Genomic DNA, 22,005 nt, shown 5'->3' on the forward strand with positions numbered 1-22,005 from the left:
CAAAATATGAAAACAATATTAAAACTTTGTATATTAATAATAAGCGGTGTACTATGCCATTGTTATGCTCAGGAAAGCTATCCTAAAAATGGAGATAATATTTTGAATAACGATATTGATAAATTTGTTGGAACATGGAAATGGGAAGAGAATGGAAGTTTATTCAAAATAGTTTTGAAAAAGGATAATGTAAAGATTCCAATAAATATGGATTTATATGGAGATGTATTATACGGTTGGCACGAATACATTGTAAATGGGTCAATAATCGAAAGTAATATACAATACATTAACACTCCACTTAATGATAAAAAGTATTCTCTTTTTAGTATGGGATATAAACAGAATCCAAAACAAATTAAATTAGGTATTCAGCATTTATCAAAAAACAAAAGTGTTGATGCGCAGATAGAGTATATAGATTCTAACCACATAAAATTAATAAGTATTAAAAACTATGAAGGAATGCGCCTTAATATCCCCGGGAAAACTCCTTTTGATTGGTCAATTTCTTTACCCAAAAATATTATTCTAACAAAACAATAAATAAATGCTCCTTATTTGGAGCATTTATTATTTTTAAAATTATATTGGAAGTATAATCGGCAGAACTTAAATATAAAAATAAAAAACGCACTCATCAGGTATGTATTTTATTTTTAAGGTTTGAATTTCTTCCTTTAAAGATTGGTTTTTTTCTTGTAAATGTTTAATATATTCTTTTAAGTCTCTAAATTTTTTATAATTCATATTCCCCTATAAATTTTAATATTTGGCTTCCCATTCTAAATTTTTGAATTTGCTCATTATTGATATCTTATTCTTTTAAGAATATTATATTTAAAAGTTGTAGTTAATAGAATACAATGTAGATTTTTTGTTCATTAATTCTCTAATATCTGACATTTTAATATCAAGATTATTCATAAGATAGAGCGGATAAAAAAAATCATCATAGCCTACTGTTGAATCCGGTGTATATTTTACATTGTCTTCAAAACCTTGCTTTTCTCCCACCTCCCCGGAAGAAACTTCATTTTCATCTAAATCCAAATCATATTCTATTCTCCTGATTAGTTTTCCCCCTTTATAAAATTCATAAAACATATAAGGAATCCATATATCTATGGTCATATTGAACAATACGGTATTATGCTTTGCAGAAAACTCTTCACATAACTTTTTACCATAATTTTCCAGTAATTTGCCCTCTATAATTACATAATCCCCAGCAGACTCGGTAATAGTCAAATCACTTGATTCATTACTTTCATTGATCTCAATCCATTTATTATTTTCCTTTATTTTAATGAGGGCAAAATCTTCTATAAAAGAGCTTACTTCATCTTTTTTAATTAAAAGCCAGCTTTTACAGCTGAAGTTTTCAAAAATTTCATTCATTATTATCGGATCTATTAAGCATTATTTAACCAGAATTGTATCAGAATTTTTGTATTGTAATTTTATTTTCTGACAATAAATATTCACTTTAAATCATAAAGTATCTTTTAAATGCTTACATTTCTTTATTCTACTACTGAGATTTTAGAATATTAAAATCTCTTTATAATCACTTACAGATCCACTACTCCCTCTTTAACAAATACTGATAAACTTCATCCTTAGATAAATCCCATTCGTAAGCTGTTGCAGGAATTTCTGCTAATTGAGTTTCAAGCAATGGATGATCTATTTTTACAGTAAGTAACCCTTGCTCTTTTCTTATTCTTTCGATTAATTTAATTTCATACGGAATATAGTTTAATGAAAGAATCTCAGAAAATTTATCTTTTAAATCTAACGAACTATAAATATGAAAATCACATATCTCAAAAAGCAAACTACTTAATAATTTTTCATCTGTTGTTTTCCAATTATTTAAAAACCTTTTATAGATATTTTCGTCAGGTAAAGCTGAATATAATTGTTGATTTATCTCTTTTGTCTCATGCAAATCATATAAAATGGCTAAAAACAAATGGTGAGTTTCTTTTTTTTTATATTTTTCTCTATCGTCTTCAAATAATAATTGAAAATAATCTTTTGATAATTTAGCAAGATCTGACATGTTCCAAAGAAGTGACAATCCTATAATACAGCCTACAGATCTAGGGGTAACTTCTTTATAAATAAAAAGTTTTTGTAAAATATGTTTCTGCCAAAGTAAATAGCGAGTAATATATTTCCAACCTTCATTTTGATCATTCAGAATAAGATGCTTAGGATATTCTCCTGAATGAAACCCTATTCCCAAAGTTAGATTTCTGGCAATTGTCTCTTTAAATCCATCTTTAATATCATCCTGAATACTTTGCTTTATCAGATCGAAATACTGATCGATTTCTCCCTGATTTACAACTTCTTTTTTTATTTTATTAATCTCTTTTTTAAACTCAGCTATTATTTTTTTATGCTCCATATTTTATCTATATTTTTGTGACCACTTACTCATTCTTGTCATTGTAGTATCACCAGTTGATCTATCTACTTTATACTTTATTAACCTTCCTTCAATTCCATGAGTTCTTATATCTCTATCTATAATATTTGCAGTTCTTATCATTGAAGGATCTACCCTTTGTCCTCTTAATGTACCTTTATTTCTTATTTCATCTAAAATATTTTGAATATAATCATCTCCTTTTTGCAAAACGCTTAATCTTGAAGTATTTGCTTTTACTTCAAATACATGTACCTTCTTTGTTAAAGGATGTTGCGCAACCACATCAATTCCATTTTGAGATCCATTTTTAATTTCTGCATAAACATTCCAGCCTCTTTTTTTTAATCCATCTACAAAATCTCCCTCTGCCATGTCCCCAATTGCAGTATTATTAGGCAATAGACCTAATATATCCAACAAAACATTGGTATCTTTTACATAATTATATAGTCCAAACCCTCCTAATACTCCAATCGGATCCTTATTAATATAAACACCCGAATCAAGATCATAATAGCGAAATCTATTATAATTTAAATCAATTTCAGGATCATAATACTGTCCTTGATATTGGAATGGTATAAAATTAAAATCTCCTTTTTCTGTTCTTGTATTCCCGTAGATATTAAGCTCTCTTTCCCAAATCAATTTCCCAGTTTCATCAAAAGCCTGAATTGGTGTTCCTAAATAATCGCTTAATATAGAATATTTTGTATCATTAATAAATTTCGCTATTGGAGTATATCCTTGCATGTCATATACCCAAGTCACTATATTCTCCACAGGTTCTTTTCCAACAATAACATCCCCATCATCATTCACAAAAGTTTTAGGCTCTTGCTCAACATTATAGCTCCATTCATGCAGAAGAATGTTACCATCCCAAATATACCGAGTTATTTTATTCAGACCAATTTTTGAAATTCTTCTTCCCAATGCATCATACTCAAAACTTATTTCCTTTCCATCCGGACGTCTTACTTTTGCCAGCATTCCGTTCGCATTCCAGAAATAGGCCCAGTCTCCCGATTCCCATTCCTGATTTTGAATTTCAACTGGATAATCTTTATTAATGTTAGGCAAAGTATTCTGATCACGGAATTTCGGCTCATTCAACCAGTCTTCTGCAATGGATTTATAGTAAGGATGGGTCTGTATTTCTTCTTTCTTTTGCGATGTACTGTTATTGATCGGTCTTTTACTCTTCAGCAATAAGTTCCCCTCCTCATCATAATGATAAAACCAGTTTTTATCTCGCATCAGTTTTCCGCCTTTATCATAAATCCGGTCTGTTCGTTTTCCGCTTTCGTATAGACAGCCTGTTTCATCTGGATTTTTATATTGTACTTCTCCATTGGAATACTGTGCCGCCACAAGACTTCCGAAAGCATCATAATCGAATTTTGTCCTTCCGCCCGTAACACGGTCCAATACCTGCTGCAAACGGCTTCCGGAGGCCCAGTGATAATCTCTATGGAAAGTGGTACTGCTTTTATTAACCACTACTTTCTGACTTACTGGCATCCCGATATGATCGAACTCAAAGACACTCTCAATACCTCCGGTCATTTCCCGGGAAAATAATTGTCCGTTTTCTGAGATCTCAAGATTCATCTGCCAGGGTTGATGAAGATCTTTTGTAGCAGCTGTTACATTTTTAAGCTGACCAAGATCATTATAGGCATAATCGATTTCTGCTCCTAAGCTGCTTTTTAGGCCGATCAGATTTCCCTGTTCATCATATTCGTAATTAATGGTATATTCCCCTTGTCTTTCGCTGGTAACCTGTCCTAATTTATTTCTTTGAAAATCAACGCTGCTGTTTTGGTTATCTGCCTTAATCAGCATTCCGGAAGTATCATACTGATAAGCTTCCCAGGTTCCGTCTGGATAATGTGTCTGCGTGAGCCTTCCTCCCAAATCATATTCATAAAAAATATTTTTCCCCTGTGCATTCCGGGATTGGGTCACCAGTCCGTCCTTATCTCTTATAAAGAACTTTTTCTGTCCGTCAAAACCGGTTTCCCCAATAATATTGTCATTGTTATCTCTTTCAAAGTGATAAACTTCACCTTTTTCATTGGTAATGCTCATCAGATTTTCATAGGCATTGTAACCAAAAACAAGGGTTTCTTCTTTTTTAAAGGTTAAAGCATTTCTTCTGACCTGGCGTCTCAGGCTACCCATCGGAGTATAGCTCATGAGCCATTCGGCCCTTCCGTCTGTAGCATAGATAGGCAGATCATATGCATCATAACGGATTTTTAATGGTAACTGCCCGTTTTCCTTAATCTCAATAGCTCTTCCCATCTTATCTCTATTAACGAGAGTTTTGACAAGAGGCTTCGGACTAAAGACCAATAGCCTTCCGTATTCGTCGTATTTCCAGTATTGTTCACCTCCGGTATTGGTGGTTAATCTGGTAATCTGATTTCTGTTATTGTATTCATAATGTGTTTCAACCTCCTGTTTTTTACTGCTCTCAGGAAGTTTTTCATAATTTAAATATTGATAATCAATCTTGGCTTCTGTGGGATCGGTATAGGTTAATAGCCTTCCTTCTTCATCATAGGTCCAGGTTTCCGAGGTTCCGGAGGGAGAGAACCGCGCAGTAATCTGTCCGAATTCATTGTAATGATAGTGGTATTCCTCTCCATCCGGAGTATGGAAAATTTTAATATTTCCCCATTCATCATAGGTATATCCCTGAACTCTTCCTTCCGGAGTTCCTATCATCTTTAATTCATTGTGCGAAGTATAATCGTACCAGGTTTCTCCGCCTTCACCATCTACTTGCCTGTATACTAAAAAATTTTCGTCGTAATAATATCTTTCTGTTTTATTGTTTTGCCGTGGATAAATGACTTCAGTGTAGCCTTCTTCATCATTATACTGTAAAAAGCCTTCCATAAAGCCTTCCAATCCGCGTGTATGAACTACACGACCTTTTTGGTCGTATTCCCATTGGTAGTTCATTTCGTTTCTGTTGGTTCTTTTTATGACTCTGTTTTCTTCATCATATTCGAAAATGATAGCTTTTTTATGAATATCCCAGACGTGGGTAAGATTTCCCCGTTCATCATAATTATAACGGACCTGCAGCTCTCTCTGATTTTTATAGCAATAATAAACTTCGGTAACTTTTTTTAATTCAGGATGAATCGTGGTTTCTATACTTACACCGCTTTTAACATCTTTAATGCTTTTTAAAACAATATTCCGATCCTGATAATCATATTCCCTGACGGTTCCGTCTCCGTATTCAATATGAATTACCTTAAAAATACTTCCTTCCGTTATGTGATGAAAGCGCTGGTAAGTATAAATGTCGGTTCCTTTCCTGATGATCCAAATATTGTTATTGGGACGGTACTGCCAGATCTTCTGACTTCTGAAATAGTTTAATTCTTCTCCCACAGGCGGAACAGGAATAGGCATCGGCTGCAGTTCTTTAGGGTGGATCCAGGCTGCTATCTCATTTTCTTCATCCGGAACAATATACAAATCATGAGAATTAAAAATTCCGTTGCCGAGCATTCCTTTGGTATAAGGCCTGTCACTATACCAAATATTCGTCCATGTAAATGGTGTACCGCCTTCAATCTGAAAGTCATCCCATTCAAACAACATTGCTCCAGATGCAAAATTAACAGGCTCCAGGCCTACTTTACATAAGGCCCGTGAAACAGGATTGTTCTTACCAAATTTGCCTTGTAGAAAGTGATTGAATTTTGTAACAATTTTCCCTAAACCTTTCGTTAACCCTCTCATTAAAGCCATTCCTGCAAAACGCATTAGCATTTCACCCGGCGTATATACGTGGGGAACAAAAGCTCCTCCCACCAACACAGGTCCCCCTGTATTAATCTGAATATATAAACTTGAAAAATTATTATAAAAAGCAAAATAAGCCAATGGATTTTTCTTCGGTTTATCGGGCATTGCGGGCAACATTGTCATTCCGAAAGGTAATCCCATACAAGTGAGGACCTGCTGGGGCTGGTCCCCACTCATTTTACTTCCCTGTCCTAAAACGGTTTGGGCACCGTAATAAACTTCTCCCTCATGCGGAGCTTCCTGCGGAAAAGGAATGAGATAAACCGGAATTAATGAAGTAATATGTCTGAAAGGGATCAAAACTCCCATCACACTTGTAGTGGTGGTAGCTTTATGTCTTCCGTGAACATATATTGATCCCCCCATGGGAATTCCTTCGGGAAGATCCGGTTTTATATTTCTGATAAATTGGGGAACCGGAATTGTAAAATGAATATAATCCATTACATCGAAAACTATCCCGATAAAAGGATGTGGTAATGGTAATGGAATCAACATAAAAGAAGGTGGGGGCGGGATCAGGGTCCAGTGTATATCAATGGCCAAAACAATGTCAAAATGCTTGCTCGTATGCTGAACTGCTGTGGGAGCAATAGCAGGAGTATTAACCTTGATTAATTTAATTTTACTTTGTGGGGCTGCTGTTTCCGCTGTTACAGAAGTTCCTCCTCCACTGCCGCTACCACCTGATTGTGACTCCTCACCGTCTCCACCCATTGGATTCAGTGAGTTTAAATTATTCTTCATTCCGTTTTTCCAGCCTTGAGTCGTTTTATCCATGCTGAAAGAAGTGACGTCGGCATTTACCTTTAAAGACCGGTCCGGATTCATATCTGGCTTTGCAACCTTTATCTTTTTTATTTTTTTACTCTGATCCGCCATGATAATTTTAAATTGAGTTGTAAACCTATTTTGGCTGCTCCACACTCACCTTCCAATCTTCACCAAAATAATTTTTCATTTCGTTATTCAATGTTGTTTTTTTATTGTTGTCACCTTCATATTTGATGAACAGCATGGATGCTACAAATTTTAAACTGCTTGATTCCCGTGCTGAAGGTTCCATTAACTTTGCAATGTCGAGGCATTTTTCAAAATATTCAATCATTTTATTTTTACTTAAAATGTGGTCGTTTAATGATCCGACAATTCTGTAGCATTCTATGGCCATTGCATATTCCCCAATTTCCTGTGCTACCTCCGCGGCTTTTTCAAAAGCCTGCTCTGCTTTTTCCTTTTTTGAATTTCCGAGCAGATAGCTTCCGTAATTCATATACATTTGAACTTCCAGTGGAGAATTGGGATCAACCTCTTTAAATATGGTTTGAAAAGTATCTTCTGCTTTTTCTTTTTTCCGATCAGCTATATATGCCTGGGTTAGCATGAAATAAGCTGATATCTCACCTTGTTTATTTTTTTGTTCTTTACCCAATTTTACAGCTGCTTTCAATGAAAGTTCCGCTTCCTTGTATCTTCCTTTACTTAAGTGATTGCTGGCTGTTAAAATCTGCTGCTGAAAATCAGTATCTAAACTATTTTTCTTACGATTGGTATGAGCCGCTGTATTTTGCATCAGCTGATGAATATCAACGTTCACTCTGAAACTGTGTGCGTGTGAATTTTCCGGTAACGTTTTATACGTATGGTGTTCTGTCCAGACAAGTTTTATATCCTGAGTTCCTGAGTCCACACAGATTTCGCACCATTCTTTCATCCAAATTGATAATTCTTTAATTTCATTTATCCTGACGGGAGCGATGTACAAATAGATCTTGGAATCTTTAATACGGGGAAAATTTCTCTTCAAATCCAATAACGGGAAAAAAGCTTTATAGGCATCCGTTTTAAATTGATTATCCCGGGTTTCCAGTTTCCATTGCGGTGTATCTTTCTCGCTTTTTTCCAGCATTTCATAGTATTCTTTCCATTCTTCAAACAAAGCTTGTCCGAAAGTGGACATGCCGTTAAATTCCTGGTAATGAATTAAAAAAATATCCTCACCATCATAATCTTCAGACAGCCTTGATTTTATAAAACCATCAAAAAGATCGGTTTCATGTTTCTCACCAAGGCAAATAAACATGGGCTTATCTTCATTCAGTTTGACAACATTCTGCCATTGTCTTTTCAATTTCACCAACTCCAGATCTACAGGATTCATAGTTTTAAATTAATTCAGTTTTACGGTCCCGCTTACTATATTGGTTTCATTTCCTCCTCCGATATTGATTTTTGCACTGCTCAGATTGGCCTCTGTTTTTGCACCCATCGAAAGTGTAGTGGTTCCTACATCTAAGGTACTGGATTCAATACCAATTCCGGAAGTGGGATCTCCATCTTCGGGTCCTACTCCAATTCCGATGCTTGATGTCCCTGCCACCCCTATATTAGTGCCCTGTACCATAATTTCTTTTCCTTTAATCATGATATTTCCATCTTTATCCATAAAAATAACACTGTCTCCACATGCCAGGGTGATAGAAATTTTGCTGTCCACACGTATGTTTCCCGCTCCATCCAGAAAAACAGAGTTCTGGTCTTTATCCTTTACGGTCATTCCACCTCCGTCATCAAGGCTGATGATATGTCCGCTTTTACTGCTCAAACTTTTAGTATTGTTTCCGGTTCCTCCACCTCCTCCAACACCTCCATGGAACATTCCTCCCATTACAAAAGGTCTGTCCGGATGTTGATGTGCAAAATTTACGGCAACCTGATCACCGACTTCGGGGATGGCCATAAATCCACGATTCTTGCTGACTTTCTCACTTCCTCCGCCATCTGGAGTCATTACCCGGATAAATTCTGTTGTACTCGTCCCGTTTTGCCAGTCAAACTGAACCTGTACCCTGCCCTGGTTGGAAGGATCACTGTTGGAAATTACTTTTGCAAATTGTGCATCGGCTTTGGGAAAATGAAATTCCGGACGGGGAATAAATCCAGTATCTGCTGCTATAGCTTCAAAATTACCGGTATAATATCCCCTTGCATCCACCTCATGACTTACTTCTGTAATCATAAGCTTGGTAAAATAAGAAGTTTCATTAGTATCGGTTTTACGCATTTCTACATCCGCTATACACCCCGGATATAAAAAAGGTACCGTAGTACTTCCGGAAGTAATGAAAACGCTCACCGCCTTACTGCCTGCAGTTCCTTTCTGGGAGGAGTCTACATCCATAAATGATGAAGCCTTTATAGGAGCTACTCTCAACGAAGGTGTTGTAAATGTCTTTTCTGAAATCTCATAGGCTCTTTTAGCAATATCCGATACATGAGTGATCTTTGAGCTCCCTGTTGTCAACTTCTCATTTTTACTGCTGTTATAGCCATAGAAAGTAGGATTGACATGTTGGGCTTTCATTTTGACCTTAACATCATTGACACTGCTTCCATAGGTAAGCTTTACAGGCTGTTCTGTGGGAGGAAGCTTTCCGAAATGAAGTACTTCTCCATCATAAAAAAACTGTTCTCCGTATGCTTCGGCAATTCTCGCCAAATAATTATAGTGAGTTTCTTCATACTGGGAGCTGTAAGATACATTTCCATACTGCGCATCTACCCTGAAATCAAATTGATTTTCACCCAGTCCCTCCCTGATCACCTGGTCGGCAATGCTGTTCAGGCTGATTTCCTGACCTCCTCCGAAACTTTGGATGTGTGGTGCCGCATCTAGAAGAACGGTAGGGCTGGAACCGGTAAGCACTATATTTCCCAGACTTCCTTTATCCTGGCTGAAACCTACTTCAGTAATAACACCCACAAAATTCCGTTCAGGACTGTCTTCAACATCTTTATATTTGAAAATGACAGTTATTCTTTTCCCTAAAAAGCTTTGAGATTCTTCCAAATTATGATTTTCTGCACTTCCTAAAACATCATGAGCAAGGATAAGGCTAAAACTATGATGCTTTACCGTACTCTGATTGAGACTGAAATGCTTAAAGTGTGTTATTACTCTTCCATCAATAATGATCTCCAGTTTTACTACTCTGTTTATCCCTAACACCTGACTGGTAGGAATGGAGGCTGCATTGAAAATTTTGGAAGTAGGCTGGTTGGACCATAATTTATCATCTTTCATTATGGGATTATTTATCTGCATACTCTGATTCATAAACATCCCGGAAGTATTCTGTAAAGCTTTTGTATAGTCCTGTGCTTTATTTATCTTCTCATCTATTTTCTGCATTTTTTTGCCGGTCTCATCAGCTACCTTTGATGTAACGGCATTTTTTAGATCCTGTGTTCCTCCCGAAACCTTTTGTTTTGTTAATTTATTATTTTGGAACATGATTTTTAGTATTTATAAATTTACCAGCTATTATCATCCGTAGATGCTTGTACAAATTCTGACCTCATTAAAAATGAAACATTCCGTATAAAGATTATTTTAGCCCTGAATAAACAATTAAAACAGAGTAACTTACCTTGTATTTAAAATATCAAAACAGAACAGTAGGCTGAAAGCTCCTGTCCTGCGAAAAGTTCTATATTTAAAAAGAAATCAGCTGGTTGGCCAGATTCCCTCATAGGCGGAGTTTCCATAATTGATCTTTTCCGCACTTACTATGAAGCTGATCAACATAGAATTTTCATCTACAGCATCAAAGTCTACCTCATGTTGAATAACATATCCGTTTTCCCAACTTAAAGTAATAAGGGTTCCTTCTTCGTGGGATTTATTGAAAGTAATCTCTCCTGTGGTAGGCTTATATTTACCATTCAATAAACTTTCTAAAATATCGGATTTTTCAGTTGCTTCGATTGTCACTTTAATAAGAGCATTAGAAGGATCAGATGCTACACGTCCGGAAACATCCGTAGATCTGGAAACGCTATAATTAAGCTTAAGAAGTTTCTGACCATCACTGCCATTGAATTTTAAGATTCCTCTTGAATTTGCAGCCATAAGAGTAAATTTTTTTTGATTAATATTTTGATGTAATAAAGATAAACCTACTAATTGAATTTAAAAAGGTTTTATATTGAAATCTCGGATTTTGTAGTAATTCTACGATTTCTTGTAGTAGTTTTACTATAGAAAAGGAAATCAGGGGATTAGGTTTTCCTGATCTGATCATAGTTACCCACTTTGCTTTATTAAAGACTTTCTTATTCAGAAAAGGCCTGAAAATAAAAAAGAGGCTTAAAAGCCTCTCCTATTCTCTCTACTTCAAATTTCTAAAGTATACTTTTAATATTTTTATAATTGGATTTAATGATGTCCATTACCTCCTGAAAATCCCCATTCAACATCATTTTACTCATAGCCGTTGCCATTCCTTTCATCTGTTCAAATTCTATTTTAGGCGGCATAGCTAAAGAATCAGGATTAGTAAATACATTGATAAGTGCCGGACCTTCATAATTAAAAGCTTCCTGGATTGTCGTCTCAACATTATCCGGAGATTCCAGGGTATAACTTTTCATTCCCATGGCTTCTGCTACTTTTGCAAAGTCAGGGTTATACATATCGGTCTGCCAGTCCGGTAATCCTGCTACCTGCATTTCCAATCTTACCATCCCTAAAGAACGGTTATTGAATACTATAATTTTAATGGGCAGCTTATACTGAACCACTGTGGCTAAATCTCCCATCATCATGGAAAGTCCTCCATCACCACATAAAGCAATTACCTGCTGATCCGGTCTGGCAAGCGCAGCACCAATCGCCTGGGGTAAAGCATTGGCCATGGAACCATGACTGAATGATCCCAGTAAAGCTCTTTTGCCTGTTGCATGAAGGTATCTCGCTCCCCAAACACAACACATTCCCGTATCAACTGTAAATATCGCATCATCAGTAGCTTTATTATTAATAGTCGCAGCTACAAATTCAGGAGATATGGCATGATTTCTACCTTTATCTTCTACGTAGGTGTTAAGTGCTTTCTTTACATGCTCATATTTTTCCAATTGTTTTTTCAGAAAGCTGTCATCTGACTTTTTTTGAATATGAGGAAGTAATGCTTCAAGGGTATCTTTAATATTTCCTGCCAGTCCCATGGAAACCTTTGCTTTACGGCCTAGCCTTTCTGCCCGCTTATCTACCTGTATAATTTCTAAGCCTTCCGGCATAAACTGCTTATAAGGAAAGTCCGTACCCAGCATTAAGAGTACTTCGGAGTGGTGCATCGCATAAAATGCGGAAGGCAGTCCCAGTAAACCTGTCATACCCACTTCATAAGGATTATTATACTGTATACCCATTTTCCCCCTGAATGAATAGGCTACAGGAGCGTTTAGCAACCCGGCTAATGCCACTACTTCATCGTGGGCTTCCCCTGCTCCATATCCACAATAAATGGTAATCTTGAAAGCTTTGTTTAATTTATCAGCTAATAGGCTGATTTCCGTATCGGAAGGACGGTAAACGGTTTGTTGTTTCAATAAATAAGTAGCAGTACTGCTCTCTTCAGCATCTTCTTTAGTAAGATCTCCCGGAAGTCCCAATACCGCTACTTCTCCTTTAGAATAAGCATATTGTAATGCCGCCTGTAACATACGGGGAAACTGCTTGGAGGTAGTAGCTATTTCGTTGTATCCGCTGCAGTCTGCAAATAATTTCGTGGTATTCGTTTCCTGAAAAAAACCTACTCCAAATTCATCCGTAGCACAGGTAGAGGCAATAGCCAATACGGGAACATTACTACGCTGAGCTTCATACAATCCGTTGATCAGATGAACGTGTCCGGGGCCACTGCTTCCCGCACAGCAGGCAATACCATTAAGCTCGGCTTCAGCAGCAGCAGCAAAAGCTCCGGTTTCTTCATGACGGACATGAACCCATTGCAATTTACCGTTTTTCCGTACCGCATCATTTACTTCATTCAAACTGTCTCCCGTTACGGCATAAATACGTTTTATACCTGCTTCGACAATGGTTTCCACCAACTGATCTGCAATTTTTTTTGACATAATATGTTTTTTATTATAAGGATTTAATGATTAAACTTTTTCCTAAATCCAATAGAAGAATAAAATAGTTGTGAATTTAAGAACACATGAATTTAAGAATTTTTTCATTTACACCCTCCATTTGAAAGCTGTTTTTTCCCCGAAGCTATGAAATAGCTGTTCGTAATTTTACTGTAAATGTACGTTTATTGATAATTTTCAAAAACTTAGTTTCTCTTATCTTTATTCAAAAAATTATTAATTCCGTTTAAAATTAACAATTATCATGAAAAAATACATTCATTTTTTTTATTTCTTTCTGACCGGTATGTTTCTAACCTTTTCCTCTAAAGCTCAGGCACAATCTGATTCTCATCTTACGGGTGCCGAATATGTAGACCTGTCTTTGTATAAAAACAGGGAAACCTTACCCGATGTTTTAGGAAAGAACGATCCCAATTTAAAAATGACCCTTGTCCAGGTAAAAGGAAATCTTTACCGTCATACAAACGGAACCTTGCCAGCCCTTCACAGCGGTTTGGTTCTTATCACAAAAAAAGGAGCTGTTGTTATAGATCCGGCACTTACCCAGGCTGCCACCTGGCTTAATGAGGAAATTAAAAAGAGATTCAATGTGCCCGTAAAATATGTTATTCTTACCCATGCTCATTATGATCACGCAGGAGGTTCACAAATCTTCCAGCAAGCCGGAGCCAAAGTAATCATTCAGAAAAACGGATTAGAGCCCATCATCGGAGAGAAACTTCCGGTAGCAGTGCCTGATATCATTTACGATAAGCAGCTTACCATCAAGCTGGGTGGAGAAACAGTAATTGTAGATCATATTGCACCGAGCCATTCCAATAGTATGTCCGTCGTTTCTTTTCCTGCCTATAAAGCATTACAGCTAACCGATGTGGGAGAATCCAAAACAATGCCTTATAATGATTTTCTGGATTTCTATTATGATGGATGGATGGCTACTCTGGACTGGGCTTTAAAGCAGGATGTGGATTATATTGATGTCGGGCACTATACCCCTGCTACATTGGATGATATCAGAAAAGAAAGGGAATATATGGCTGATCTTCATCAGCAGGTACTGGATTTGGTAAGAAGCGGACAAAGCTGGGATGAGCTGTACAGAAATGTAAAATTTTCCGATGAAGTAAAAGGATGGGGAGGATTTAACACGATGAGTAAACTTAATATTCTGGGGATGTTCAGATGGGTTTCCAATCACAGACGGGGAGTCTGGTAATTCTATAACTTTATGAAAAACCCGATAAGAATTCTTATCGGGTTATAAAAACAAAAATTGATATGGATATGATTGATATGATCTAACTTTCATCAGATAATCCGGAAAACTCCTATTATTAAATTTACCATTAAATGCAAATAATAAATACTTCCTTATTGGATTATTTTTCTACAAATCTATATTATTTAGAATCATTATAAATAATATTATTAATGATTTTTATCAGTTAAACTGAGATTTAGTAAATTTCTTCAATCATCATCCAATAAAAAAAGCCTGTAAATAACACTACAGGCTTTTTAAATAAATTTCTATTTATTTTTTATCTACTACTATTCTTTCTTTTCTATTGGCGAGTTCCCAGGCAGTTGCAAAGATCAGCTGTGTTCTCTTTTGTAACAACGGATAGTCTATTTTTTCTACATCATCCGTAGGCTTGTGATAATCTTCATGAATACCGTCAAAGAAGAAAGCAACAGGAATATTATTCTTGGCAAAATTATAATGATCAGATCTGTAATATAATCTTTGCATATCATTAGGATCATCATATTTATAGTTTAGTTCCAGCTTATGGGTTTTATTATTAGCTGCTTCATTAATTACTTTTAATTCGGAGCTCAGCATATCCGAACCTATCACGTATACATAGTTTTTTCCTCTGTTTTCGGGATCATCCCTTCCGATCATATCAATATTAAGATCCACAACCGTATTAGCCAGTGGAAATACCGGATTATCCGTATAATATTCGGAACCAAACAACCCGTGTTCCTCCCCTGTTACATGAAGAAAAAGCAGGGATCTTTTAGGTCCTTTACCTGCTTTCTTAGCACTTTGAAAAGCTTTGGCAATCTCCATTACGGCTACTGTACCGCTTCCATCATCATCAGCCCCATTATAGATCACTCCATTCTTAGTGCCCACATGGTCATAGTGAGCGGATATTACTACAATCTCATTAGGCTTCTCACTGCCTTCAATAAAAGCTAAAATATTTTCTGAATCCGGCAGGTTTCTTCCTCCCTTTTTTTTCATGTATTCAGCAGGAACCTTCTGATAATAAGAGCCTAATGTTTTAGGATAGCTTATTCCTAAATTTTTATAATAATTTACAATATACAAACCGGCCTTTTTCTGTCCCGGGCTTCCTGTGTCGCGTCCCTCCATTTCATCGGAAGCAATCACATACAGATTTTTCTTGAGCTCATCTGCATTTATTACTTTATAAGCTTTTTCAAATGTGTTTTCTGATATTCCTTCAGATACTTTTGAAGAGCCACAGCTTGCTAATACAACTGCCGCAAAAAGAGGTGTCAGTAATTTTCTCATTAATCAATACTTTTTTTAAAAATACAAAATTAAATTAATTCATAATGCGTTTTCATTTTTATTATATTTGATATAAACATAAAACATGGATGATATTCTTCAGTTTAATCAATATAGTTTTTTTACGGAAATGTCTGAGCTTGCCGTAAGACATAACAGCTATGATCTTTCTTTAGGCTTACCCGATTTTGAAGTTGATGTACGGCTCAAAGAATTTCTCAGGGAATCAGCGGATATAAATAATCATAATTATGAATCTCTTGCAGGAAATTCACTCTTAACAGAACAGATCATCCGGTTTAACAGTAATAGAAGACATCCCATTTATCTTAAAACTAAAGAAATAAGCATTATTCCCTGTTCCACTTTCGGGGTATACACATCCCTGCGAACTGTCATTAATCCCGGTAATGAAGTCATTGTCATTCAGCCTTCCTATTATACGTACGCTCCCGCCATTATAATGAACGGAGGAATTCCTGTATATTGTGATGTAGAAGAAAATTTCTCTGTCAACTGGGAAAGACTGAAAAGTAAAATTTCAGACAAAACAAAAGCAATCATTGTCAATTCTCCTCAGAACCCTACGGGAAAGATTTGGACAGCAGAGGATTGGAATTGTTTATATGAACTTATTAAAGACCGGGAAATTTATCTTATTTCGGAAGAGGTCTATGATATATATTATTATGATGGATTGGACCATTACAGTTCGTTTCTTCATCCGGAGCTTAAGGAAAGAACCTTTTGCATATTCTCCTTCGGAAAAATGTTTCATACGACAGGCTGGAAGGTCAGTTATCTATTGGCCACAGAAAAATTGACAATGCATTTCAGGAACCACCAGCAATATATCTCTTATGGAGTAAACAGTCCTTCCCAATATGCTATGGCCAGATATCTTGAAGTTTTTGACCCTTCTGTAAATCAGGTATTAATGGAACATAAAAGAGATATGTTTTATAATCTTATTAAAGATACTCCTTTAGAAATAGAAAAGAAAGCTCCAAGCTGTTTTTTCCAGGTGGTCAACTTTAGAAATATTTCTAAAAGCATGACCGATATTGAGTTTTCCAAATGGTTAACCGTAGAGAAAAAAGTTTCCTGCCTACCTCTTTCAGCTTTTTATCAGACTAAAAATAATTCAGATTATATACGTTTCAGCTTTGTAAAGAAAGATGAAATTATCAGAAATTCACTGGAACATTTAAGAAGAACTTTATAAAAAACACTGCCTGCCGACAGTGTTTTTATGTTTTATAAGGAAAGAACCCTCACATCAATTCTTCTGTTTTTTGCTTTACATTCATCCGTGTCATTTGCTTCGCACACCGGATATTGGGAACCGTATCCCTCCGCTTCTACCCGATCTGCAGGAATTCCCATTTCAAGCAGTTTCAGTTTTGCTGTTTGTGCTCTTAGGTTCGAAAGCCTTCTGTTACTTTCTTCACTACCTGTATTATCCGTATATCCTCCTAACTTTATTTTTAATGAAGGATAGGAATTTAATATTTCTGCTAAATTACTTAATAAAGCTTCAGATCCTGTCTTCAAATCGCTGGATCCGCTTTCAAAGTACAGATTTTCTATAGTATACCATTTGTTGGGATCTAATAGAGAATTATTTTTATTTTTGATATTGGTATAAAGATGGTACAGCTGGCTGTTTTCCCCCATGTAAATTATTTTTCCACCTTCCAGTTTTACTTCTCTGTTTTTTCCGGTTTCATAAACAAAATCGCCATTTTCATTAAGGTAACCCTGTATTTCATTTTTAGTAACAGCAGGAAAAGAATCTCCGGATAGCTGACTTTCATACGCTCCGGTCAAACTTTCAATTTTTGCCTTTCTGTTGGCTTCAATTTTATCTTTATGAAGAGTAGCCAATGTAGGTGCGATCACAAGGGAAACGATAGACATAAGCTTAATTAAAATATTCATAGAAGGTCCTGATGTATCTTTAAAAGGATCTCCCACAGTGTCTCCTGTAACGGAAGCTTTATGCGGTTCTGAGCCTTTATAATAGGTCTGACCGTTTATATCTACTCCTTTTTCAAAAGACTTTTTTGCATTATCCCAAGCTCCGCCTGCATTGTTCTGAAACATCCCCATTAAAACCCCAGTAACCGTAGCTCCTGCCAGGAAGCCTCCAAGAACTTCCGGTCCAAAAATAAAACCTATCAATAAGGGTGAAATAATAGCGATAGCTCCCGGTAACATCATTTTTCTTATGGAGGCATCTGTAGAAATAGCTACACATTTTTCATATTCAGGCTTAGCTTTACCTTCCAGAATTCCCGGAATCTCCCTGAACTGTCTTCTTACTTCCTCCACCATAGCCATAGCTGCCTGTCCTACTGCAGTAATAGCCAGTGAAGAAAAGATAAAAGGAATCATTCCTCCTACAAATAATCCCGCCAGAACATCTGCCCTGTATATATCTATCCCATCTATTCCTGCAATTCCCACAAACGCAGCAAATAACGCTAAAGCCGTTAGTGCGGCCGAAGCAATTGCAAATCCTTTACCGGTAGCAGCCGTTGTATTACCCACGGCATCCAGGATATCTGTTTTTTCGCGAACTTCTTTAGGGAGCTCACTCATCTCTGCAATTCCTCCTGCATTATCCGCTATAGGCCCGAAAGCGTCAATTGCCAGCTGCATGGCTGTAGTGGCCATCATTCCGGCAGCTGCAATAGCCACTCCGTATAATCCGGCACATAAATAGGATCCATAAATCCCTCCAGCCAATACTATAATCGGTAATAAGGTAGATTCCATACCCACAGAAAGTCCCCCGATAATATTAGTTGCATGTCCTGTAGATGACTGTTTGATAATACTGGAAACAGGCCTTTTGCCTATCGCGGTATAATATTCGGTAATAAGGCTCATCAGGGTTCCTACTATTAAACCTACTATAATGGCTCCAAATACACCCATTTTGGTAAATTCATGGCCCCTGAGCACCATTGTGTCAGGAAGAATATATGTAACTAAAAAATAAGATGCTATGGCTGTAAGAACAATACTGCTCCAGTTTCCGAAGTTCAGGGCACTCTGAACTTCAGACATAGATGCTCCTTCATTATCATTTACCTTAACAAATAAAGTTCCTATAATTGAGAAAATAATTCCTACCCCTGCTATTAACATAGGTAAAAGTATGGGTGCAAAGCCACCGAAAGAATCCTCGGAAAGCGTTTCCCTACCTAATACCATTGTTGCTAAAACGGTAGCTACATAAGAACCGAATAAATCCGCTCCCATACCCGCTACGTCTCCTACATTGTCTCCTACATTATCTGCGATCGTAGCCGGATTACGCGGGTCATCTTCCGGGATTCCTGCTTCCACTTTACCTACCAAGTCCGCACCCACGTCTGCTGCTTTGGTATAGATACCACCTCCTACTCTTGCAAATAACGCAATGGATTCAGCACCTAAAGAAAATCCGGTGAGAATTTCAATGGTCCTTTCCATTTCATGTGAATCTACAGTAGAATCAGGAGCGAAAATCTGCCTGATGATCAGGAATAATGAGCCTAATCCCAAGACGGCCAAACCTGCCACCCCCATACCCATGACAGATCCTCCTGTAAATGATACTTTCAGCGCTCTGGAAAGAGATGTTTTTGCAGCTTCTGCAGTACGAACATTTGCCTTTGTAGCAATTTTCATTCCTATAAACCCTGCCAAAGCGGAAAAAAAGGCCCCCACTACAAATGCAATTCCTATACTCCAGTGCGAAGTGGAATTACTTACCCCCATTATACCTAGTAAAATAGCTACAACAATTACGAAATAAGTTAGAATTTTATATTCAGCTTTTAGAAAAGCCATTGCTCCATCAGCAATATATCCGCTGATTACTTTCATTTTTTCGGTTCCCGCATCCTGTTTACTTACCCAGTTACTTTTTAGAAAAGTATAGACCAATGCGATGATCCCGAAAATAGGTACTAACACAAATAAATTCATAGTTTAATATTTTTTTTGTAATAGGAAATTAAATATAATAAATAATTGCTACACAAATTAATTAAAAATTAAAACTTCATAAATCTACGGTATACCTCATAAAAAAAGGGGTCGATGAAATTCACCAACCCCCTTATTGTATTTTTTTAGAAGATTTTTATCCCCCGAATTTTTCAGAATAGTCTTTCTGAGAAGCTTTAATTACTTTTTTAGCATGCTCAGCTCCGTAAATTTCCTGGATTCTGCATTTTGCAGGTTCATCCGGTAAATTTTTATAGGTTAGGAAATAGTGCATTAATCTTTTAACTTCCGCATCAGGTAATTCAGCAATATCTCTGAAATGTCCGAAAGCATGGTCACCCACCATTACCGCAACAATTTTATCATCTGCTTCTCCTCCGTCAATCATTTTAAAACCACCGATCGGAATAGCTTCCATAAGCATACCTCCCGAGTGAATATTATGTGAACTCAAAACACAGATATCCAATGGATCGTGATCTCCCATAGTAACATCATCCGCTCCGCTTTCCACTGCTAATTTCATTACTTCAGTATGGCAATAGGTTCTTGGTACAAAACCATATAAAGCCGGGATAATATTAGAGAATTTTTGTGGACGGTCTACTTTCAAATAACCTGTTTCTTTATCCACTTCATATTTAATAGTATCTGAAGGAACAATTTCTACGAATACATTGACAACATTAGGGGCATCTTCTCCTGCAGAAATTCCATGCCATGGATGCGCTTTAAAATTTGGAATCATTATCTATATTTATTTTTTAATTATTAAGCTATTATTAAAATCTCTCTTCTAAGATCTTCTATTGTGGCTGCAATATAATCTTCACCGTTCATATAATTCATGATAAAAACAGTTTTAAATTCTTCAAGGTTCGGATTATTATTTAAACTTTCATAGGTTTGATGAAGTAAACTAATCACCGCATTCTTGGAATCCACAATATTCTGCCACGAAGTTTTTGTAATATAAAGCTGTTGGGAAGAATTATATTCAAACTCTTCATTGATTGTTTTTTCAGTAAGAAAAATAAATTCATGTACTGCTAAACCATTATCAAATTTCTGTATCAGATGAGAGGGCTTTATCCTTTCCAGAAAAAGCGTCATTCTTTCGTAAGAATGGGTTTTATTTTCAGAATTTGATTTTACGGTAAGCAACTTCAGCTCCTGATTTTTAAGGTTGATATAAGAGTATACAAATTGTCTCAGCAAAACCAAAAAGGGAATTGCAATAATCAATGCAAATGCATACGGCAGATATCCTGAAAGACTTGACATAATTTAGAGTGCAAAATTACTAATATTTTCTGAATTTAACTGAATTTGAGCCCTATAATTGTCTAGGGCTTTACCAGCTTCAGTAATTTCATTATTTTTTTGTTTTCAATAGAACTAAATTCACAAAGCTGTCCTCCGAAACTCTTAAAGAAAACTTCTATATTCCGGATATTGCTTCCCATAAAATTAAAGGAGAAATCTTCAATACAGTTTTGCAGAATTTGATCAATCAAAAAAGAAGCTCCATTTTCATTTTTAAAGTTATCATCATTCACAAGAGCCAATAAAAAAAGTTCCTTATGATCACTAATCAGCACAGCCAGATTTATAAGCCTGTCGTCCTTAAAAGCACCACATAATTTCAGCACATTCATCTGATCCAGAATGTGGAGATATTTCTTAAATTTCAAAAGATCCGTACTTTTTGCAAGACCTTTAGAATTAAGCTCAATAAAGGAAATAATATTTGAATCAAAATTAACTTCCCTGTAAATAAGATGTTGTGCACTTTTTACAGTAGACTTTCTCCCTTTAAAATATTTTTTTCTGAGTTGATGGTAAGAAGTTACTGGAATTATATAATTCTTTTTTTTATCAAACCCGGTGGGCAATTGATTATGATGATTGAAAGAATACTGGAAAATTTTATAGTTTTTTTTTAAATATTTCAGGAACCGACTGTTGATTTCAGCATTATCACCTTTAGAAAAAACACCTAATTGCTGGCAAAATAAAGGCATAGCAGCGAAACTAAAACCCAGTTTTTTTTTCAAAGGTATCGGCATTACGGCTTTGTAATCATCGTAAACCAAAACTTCCCAAGATTCACAAAGTTCATCCAGGACTTCTTTTTTCGCATACCAGTTTCTCTGTTCGGATGTTTCTAAACAATGGGTATATTTAACAAAATCGATTTCATGGTACTTTAGCTTTCTAATCATAG

The 22,005-nt window shown here is 36.1% G+C and carries 15 protein-coding genes; 3 read left to right on the plus strand and 12 right to left on the minus strand.

What is annotated here, in order from left to right; all coding sequences use genetic code 11:
• The first annotated feature begins 6 nt into the window (after positions 1 to 6).
• Entirely contained in the window at positions 7 to 546 is a 540-nt protein-coding gene (locus tag ABJ974_RS08540) for a DUF6705 family protein (RefSeq protein WP_419867821.1), read from the plus strand.
• Between the two features lie 294 nt (positions 547 to 840).
• On the opposite strand, the gene ABJ974_RS08545 is transcribed toward ABJ974_RS08540, so the two are convergent.
• The 7 genes from ABJ974_RS08545 to ABJ974_RS08575 all read right to left on the minus strand — a co-directional run bounded on the left by ABJ974_RS08545 (position 841) and on the right by ABJ974_RS08575 (position 13,201).
• The gene (locus tag ABJ974_RS08545) at positions 841 to 1,401 is read right to left on the minus strand and encodes a hypothetical protein (RefSeq protein ID WP_419867822.1); all 561 of its coding nucleotides are present in this window, start codon (positions 1,399 to 1,401) and stop codon (positions 841 to 843) included.
• Between the two features lie 184 nt (positions 1,402 to 1,585).
• Positions 1,586 to 2,419, minus strand: coding sequence for a hypothetical protein (locus ABJ974_RS08550; RefSeq protein ID WP_419867823.1), 834 nt, complete (start codon positions 2,417 to 2,419; stop codon positions 1,586 to 1,588).
• Positions 2,420 to 2,422: 3 nt separating this feature from the next.
• Positions 2,423 to 7,162 carry an RHS repeat-associated core domain-containing protein gene (locus ABJ974_RS08555; RefSeq protein ID WP_419867824.1) on the minus strand — a complete coding sequence of 1,580 codons (4,740 nt, stop codon included), beginning with the start codon at positions 7,160 to 7,162 and terminating at the stop codon, positions 2,423 to 2,425.
• 25 nt (positions 7,163 to 7,187) lie between these two features.
• Positions 7,188 to 8,441 (minus strand): tetratricopeptide repeat protein, encoded by a 1,254-nt coding sequence (locus ABJ974_RS08560; protein ID WP_419867825.1) that lies wholly within the window; start codon positions 8,439 to 8,441, stop codon positions 7,188 to 7,190.
• Between the two features lie 9 nt (positions 8,442 to 8,450).
• The gene (locus ABJ974_RS08565) at positions 8,451 to 10,574 is read right to left on the minus strand and encodes a type VI secretion system Vgr family protein (RefSeq protein WP_419867826.1); all 2,124 of its coding nucleotides are present in this window, start codon (positions 10,572 to 10,574) and stop codon (positions 8,451 to 8,453) included.
• 213 nt (positions 10,575 to 10,787) lie between these two features.
• Positions 10,788 to 11,192, minus strand: a complete 405-nt coding sequence (tssD, locus tag ABJ974_RS08570) for a type VI secretion system tube protein TssD (protein WP_419867827.1) — start codon at positions 11,190 to 11,192, stop codon at positions 10,788 to 10,790.
• 272 nt (positions 11,193 to 11,464) lie between these two features.
• Complete coding sequence (locus ABJ974_RS08575) at positions 11,465 to 13,201, minus strand: thiamine pyrophosphate-dependent enzyme (protein WP_419867828.1); 1,737 nt, start codon at positions 13,199 to 13,201, stop codon at positions 11,465 to 11,467.
• Between the two features lie 265 nt (positions 13,202 to 13,466).
• Between ABJ974_RS08575 and ABJ974_RS08580 the strand changes: the two genes are divergently transcribed.
• Entirely contained in the window at positions 13,467 to 14,441 is a 975-nt protein-coding gene (locus ABJ974_RS08580; protein WP_419867829.1) for an MBL fold metallo-hydrolase, read from the plus strand.
• A 318-nt stretch (positions 14,442 to 14,759) separates the two neighbouring features.
• Here ABJ974_RS08580 and ABJ974_RS08585 read toward each other — a convergent pair whose 3' ends face one another.
• Positions 14,760 to 15,776 carry a M28 family metallopeptidase gene (locus ABJ974_RS08585; protein WP_419867830.1) on the minus strand — a complete coding sequence of 339 codons (1,017 nt, stop codon included), beginning with the start codon at positions 15,774 to 15,776 and terminating at the stop codon, positions 14,760 to 14,762.
• A gap of 85 nt (positions 15,777 to 15,861) precedes the next feature.
• Here ABJ974_RS08585 and ABJ974_RS08590 point away from each other — a divergent pair, with 85 nt between their 5' ends.
• On the plus strand, positions 15,862 to 17,001 hold the full coding sequence (locus ABJ974_RS08590; RefSeq protein ID WP_419867831.1) for an aminotransferase class I/II-fold pyridoxal phosphate-dependent enzyme: 1,140 nt from the start codon (positions 15,862 to 15,864) through the stop codon (positions 16,999 to 17,001).
• A 32-nt stretch (positions 17,002 to 17,033) separates the two neighbouring features.
• Here ABJ974_RS08590 and ABJ974_RS08595 read toward each other — a convergent pair whose 3' ends face one another.
• The 4 genes from ABJ974_RS08595 to ABJ974_RS08610 all read right to left on the minus strand — a co-directional run bounded on the left by ABJ974_RS08595 (position 17,034) and on the right by ABJ974_RS08610 (position 22,003).
• Positions 17,034 to 19,757 (minus strand): sodium-translocating pyrophosphatase, encoded by a 2,724-nt coding sequence (locus tag ABJ974_RS08595; RefSeq protein ID WP_419867832.1) that lies wholly within the window; start codon positions 19,755 to 19,757, stop codon positions 17,034 to 17,036.
• 157 nt (positions 19,758 to 19,914) lie between these two features.
• Positions 19,915 to 20,526, minus strand: a complete 612-nt coding sequence (locus ABJ974_RS08600) for an inorganic pyrophosphatase (protein ID WP_419867833.1) — start codon at positions 20,524 to 20,526, stop codon at positions 19,915 to 19,917.
• A 23-nt stretch (positions 20,527 to 20,549) separates the two neighbouring features.
• On the minus strand, positions 20,550 to 21,062 hold the full coding sequence (locus ABJ974_RS08605) for a DUF7935 family protein (RefSeq protein WP_419867834.1): 513 nt from the start codon (positions 21,060 to 21,062) through the stop codon (positions 20,550 to 20,552).
• A gap of 62 nt (positions 21,063 to 21,124) precedes the next feature.
• Positions 21,125 to 22,003, minus strand: coding sequence for a hypothetical protein (locus ABJ974_RS08610; RefSeq protein WP_419867835.1), 879 nt, complete (start codon positions 22,001 to 22,003; stop codon positions 21,125 to 21,127).
• Positions 22,004 to 22,005 lie beyond the last annotated feature (2 nt).

Source organism: Chryseobacterium sp. CT-SW4, assembly GCF_048572715.1.
Taxonomy (GTDB): Bacteria; Bacteroidota; Bacteroidia; order Flavobacteriales; family Weeksellaceae; genus Chryseobacterium.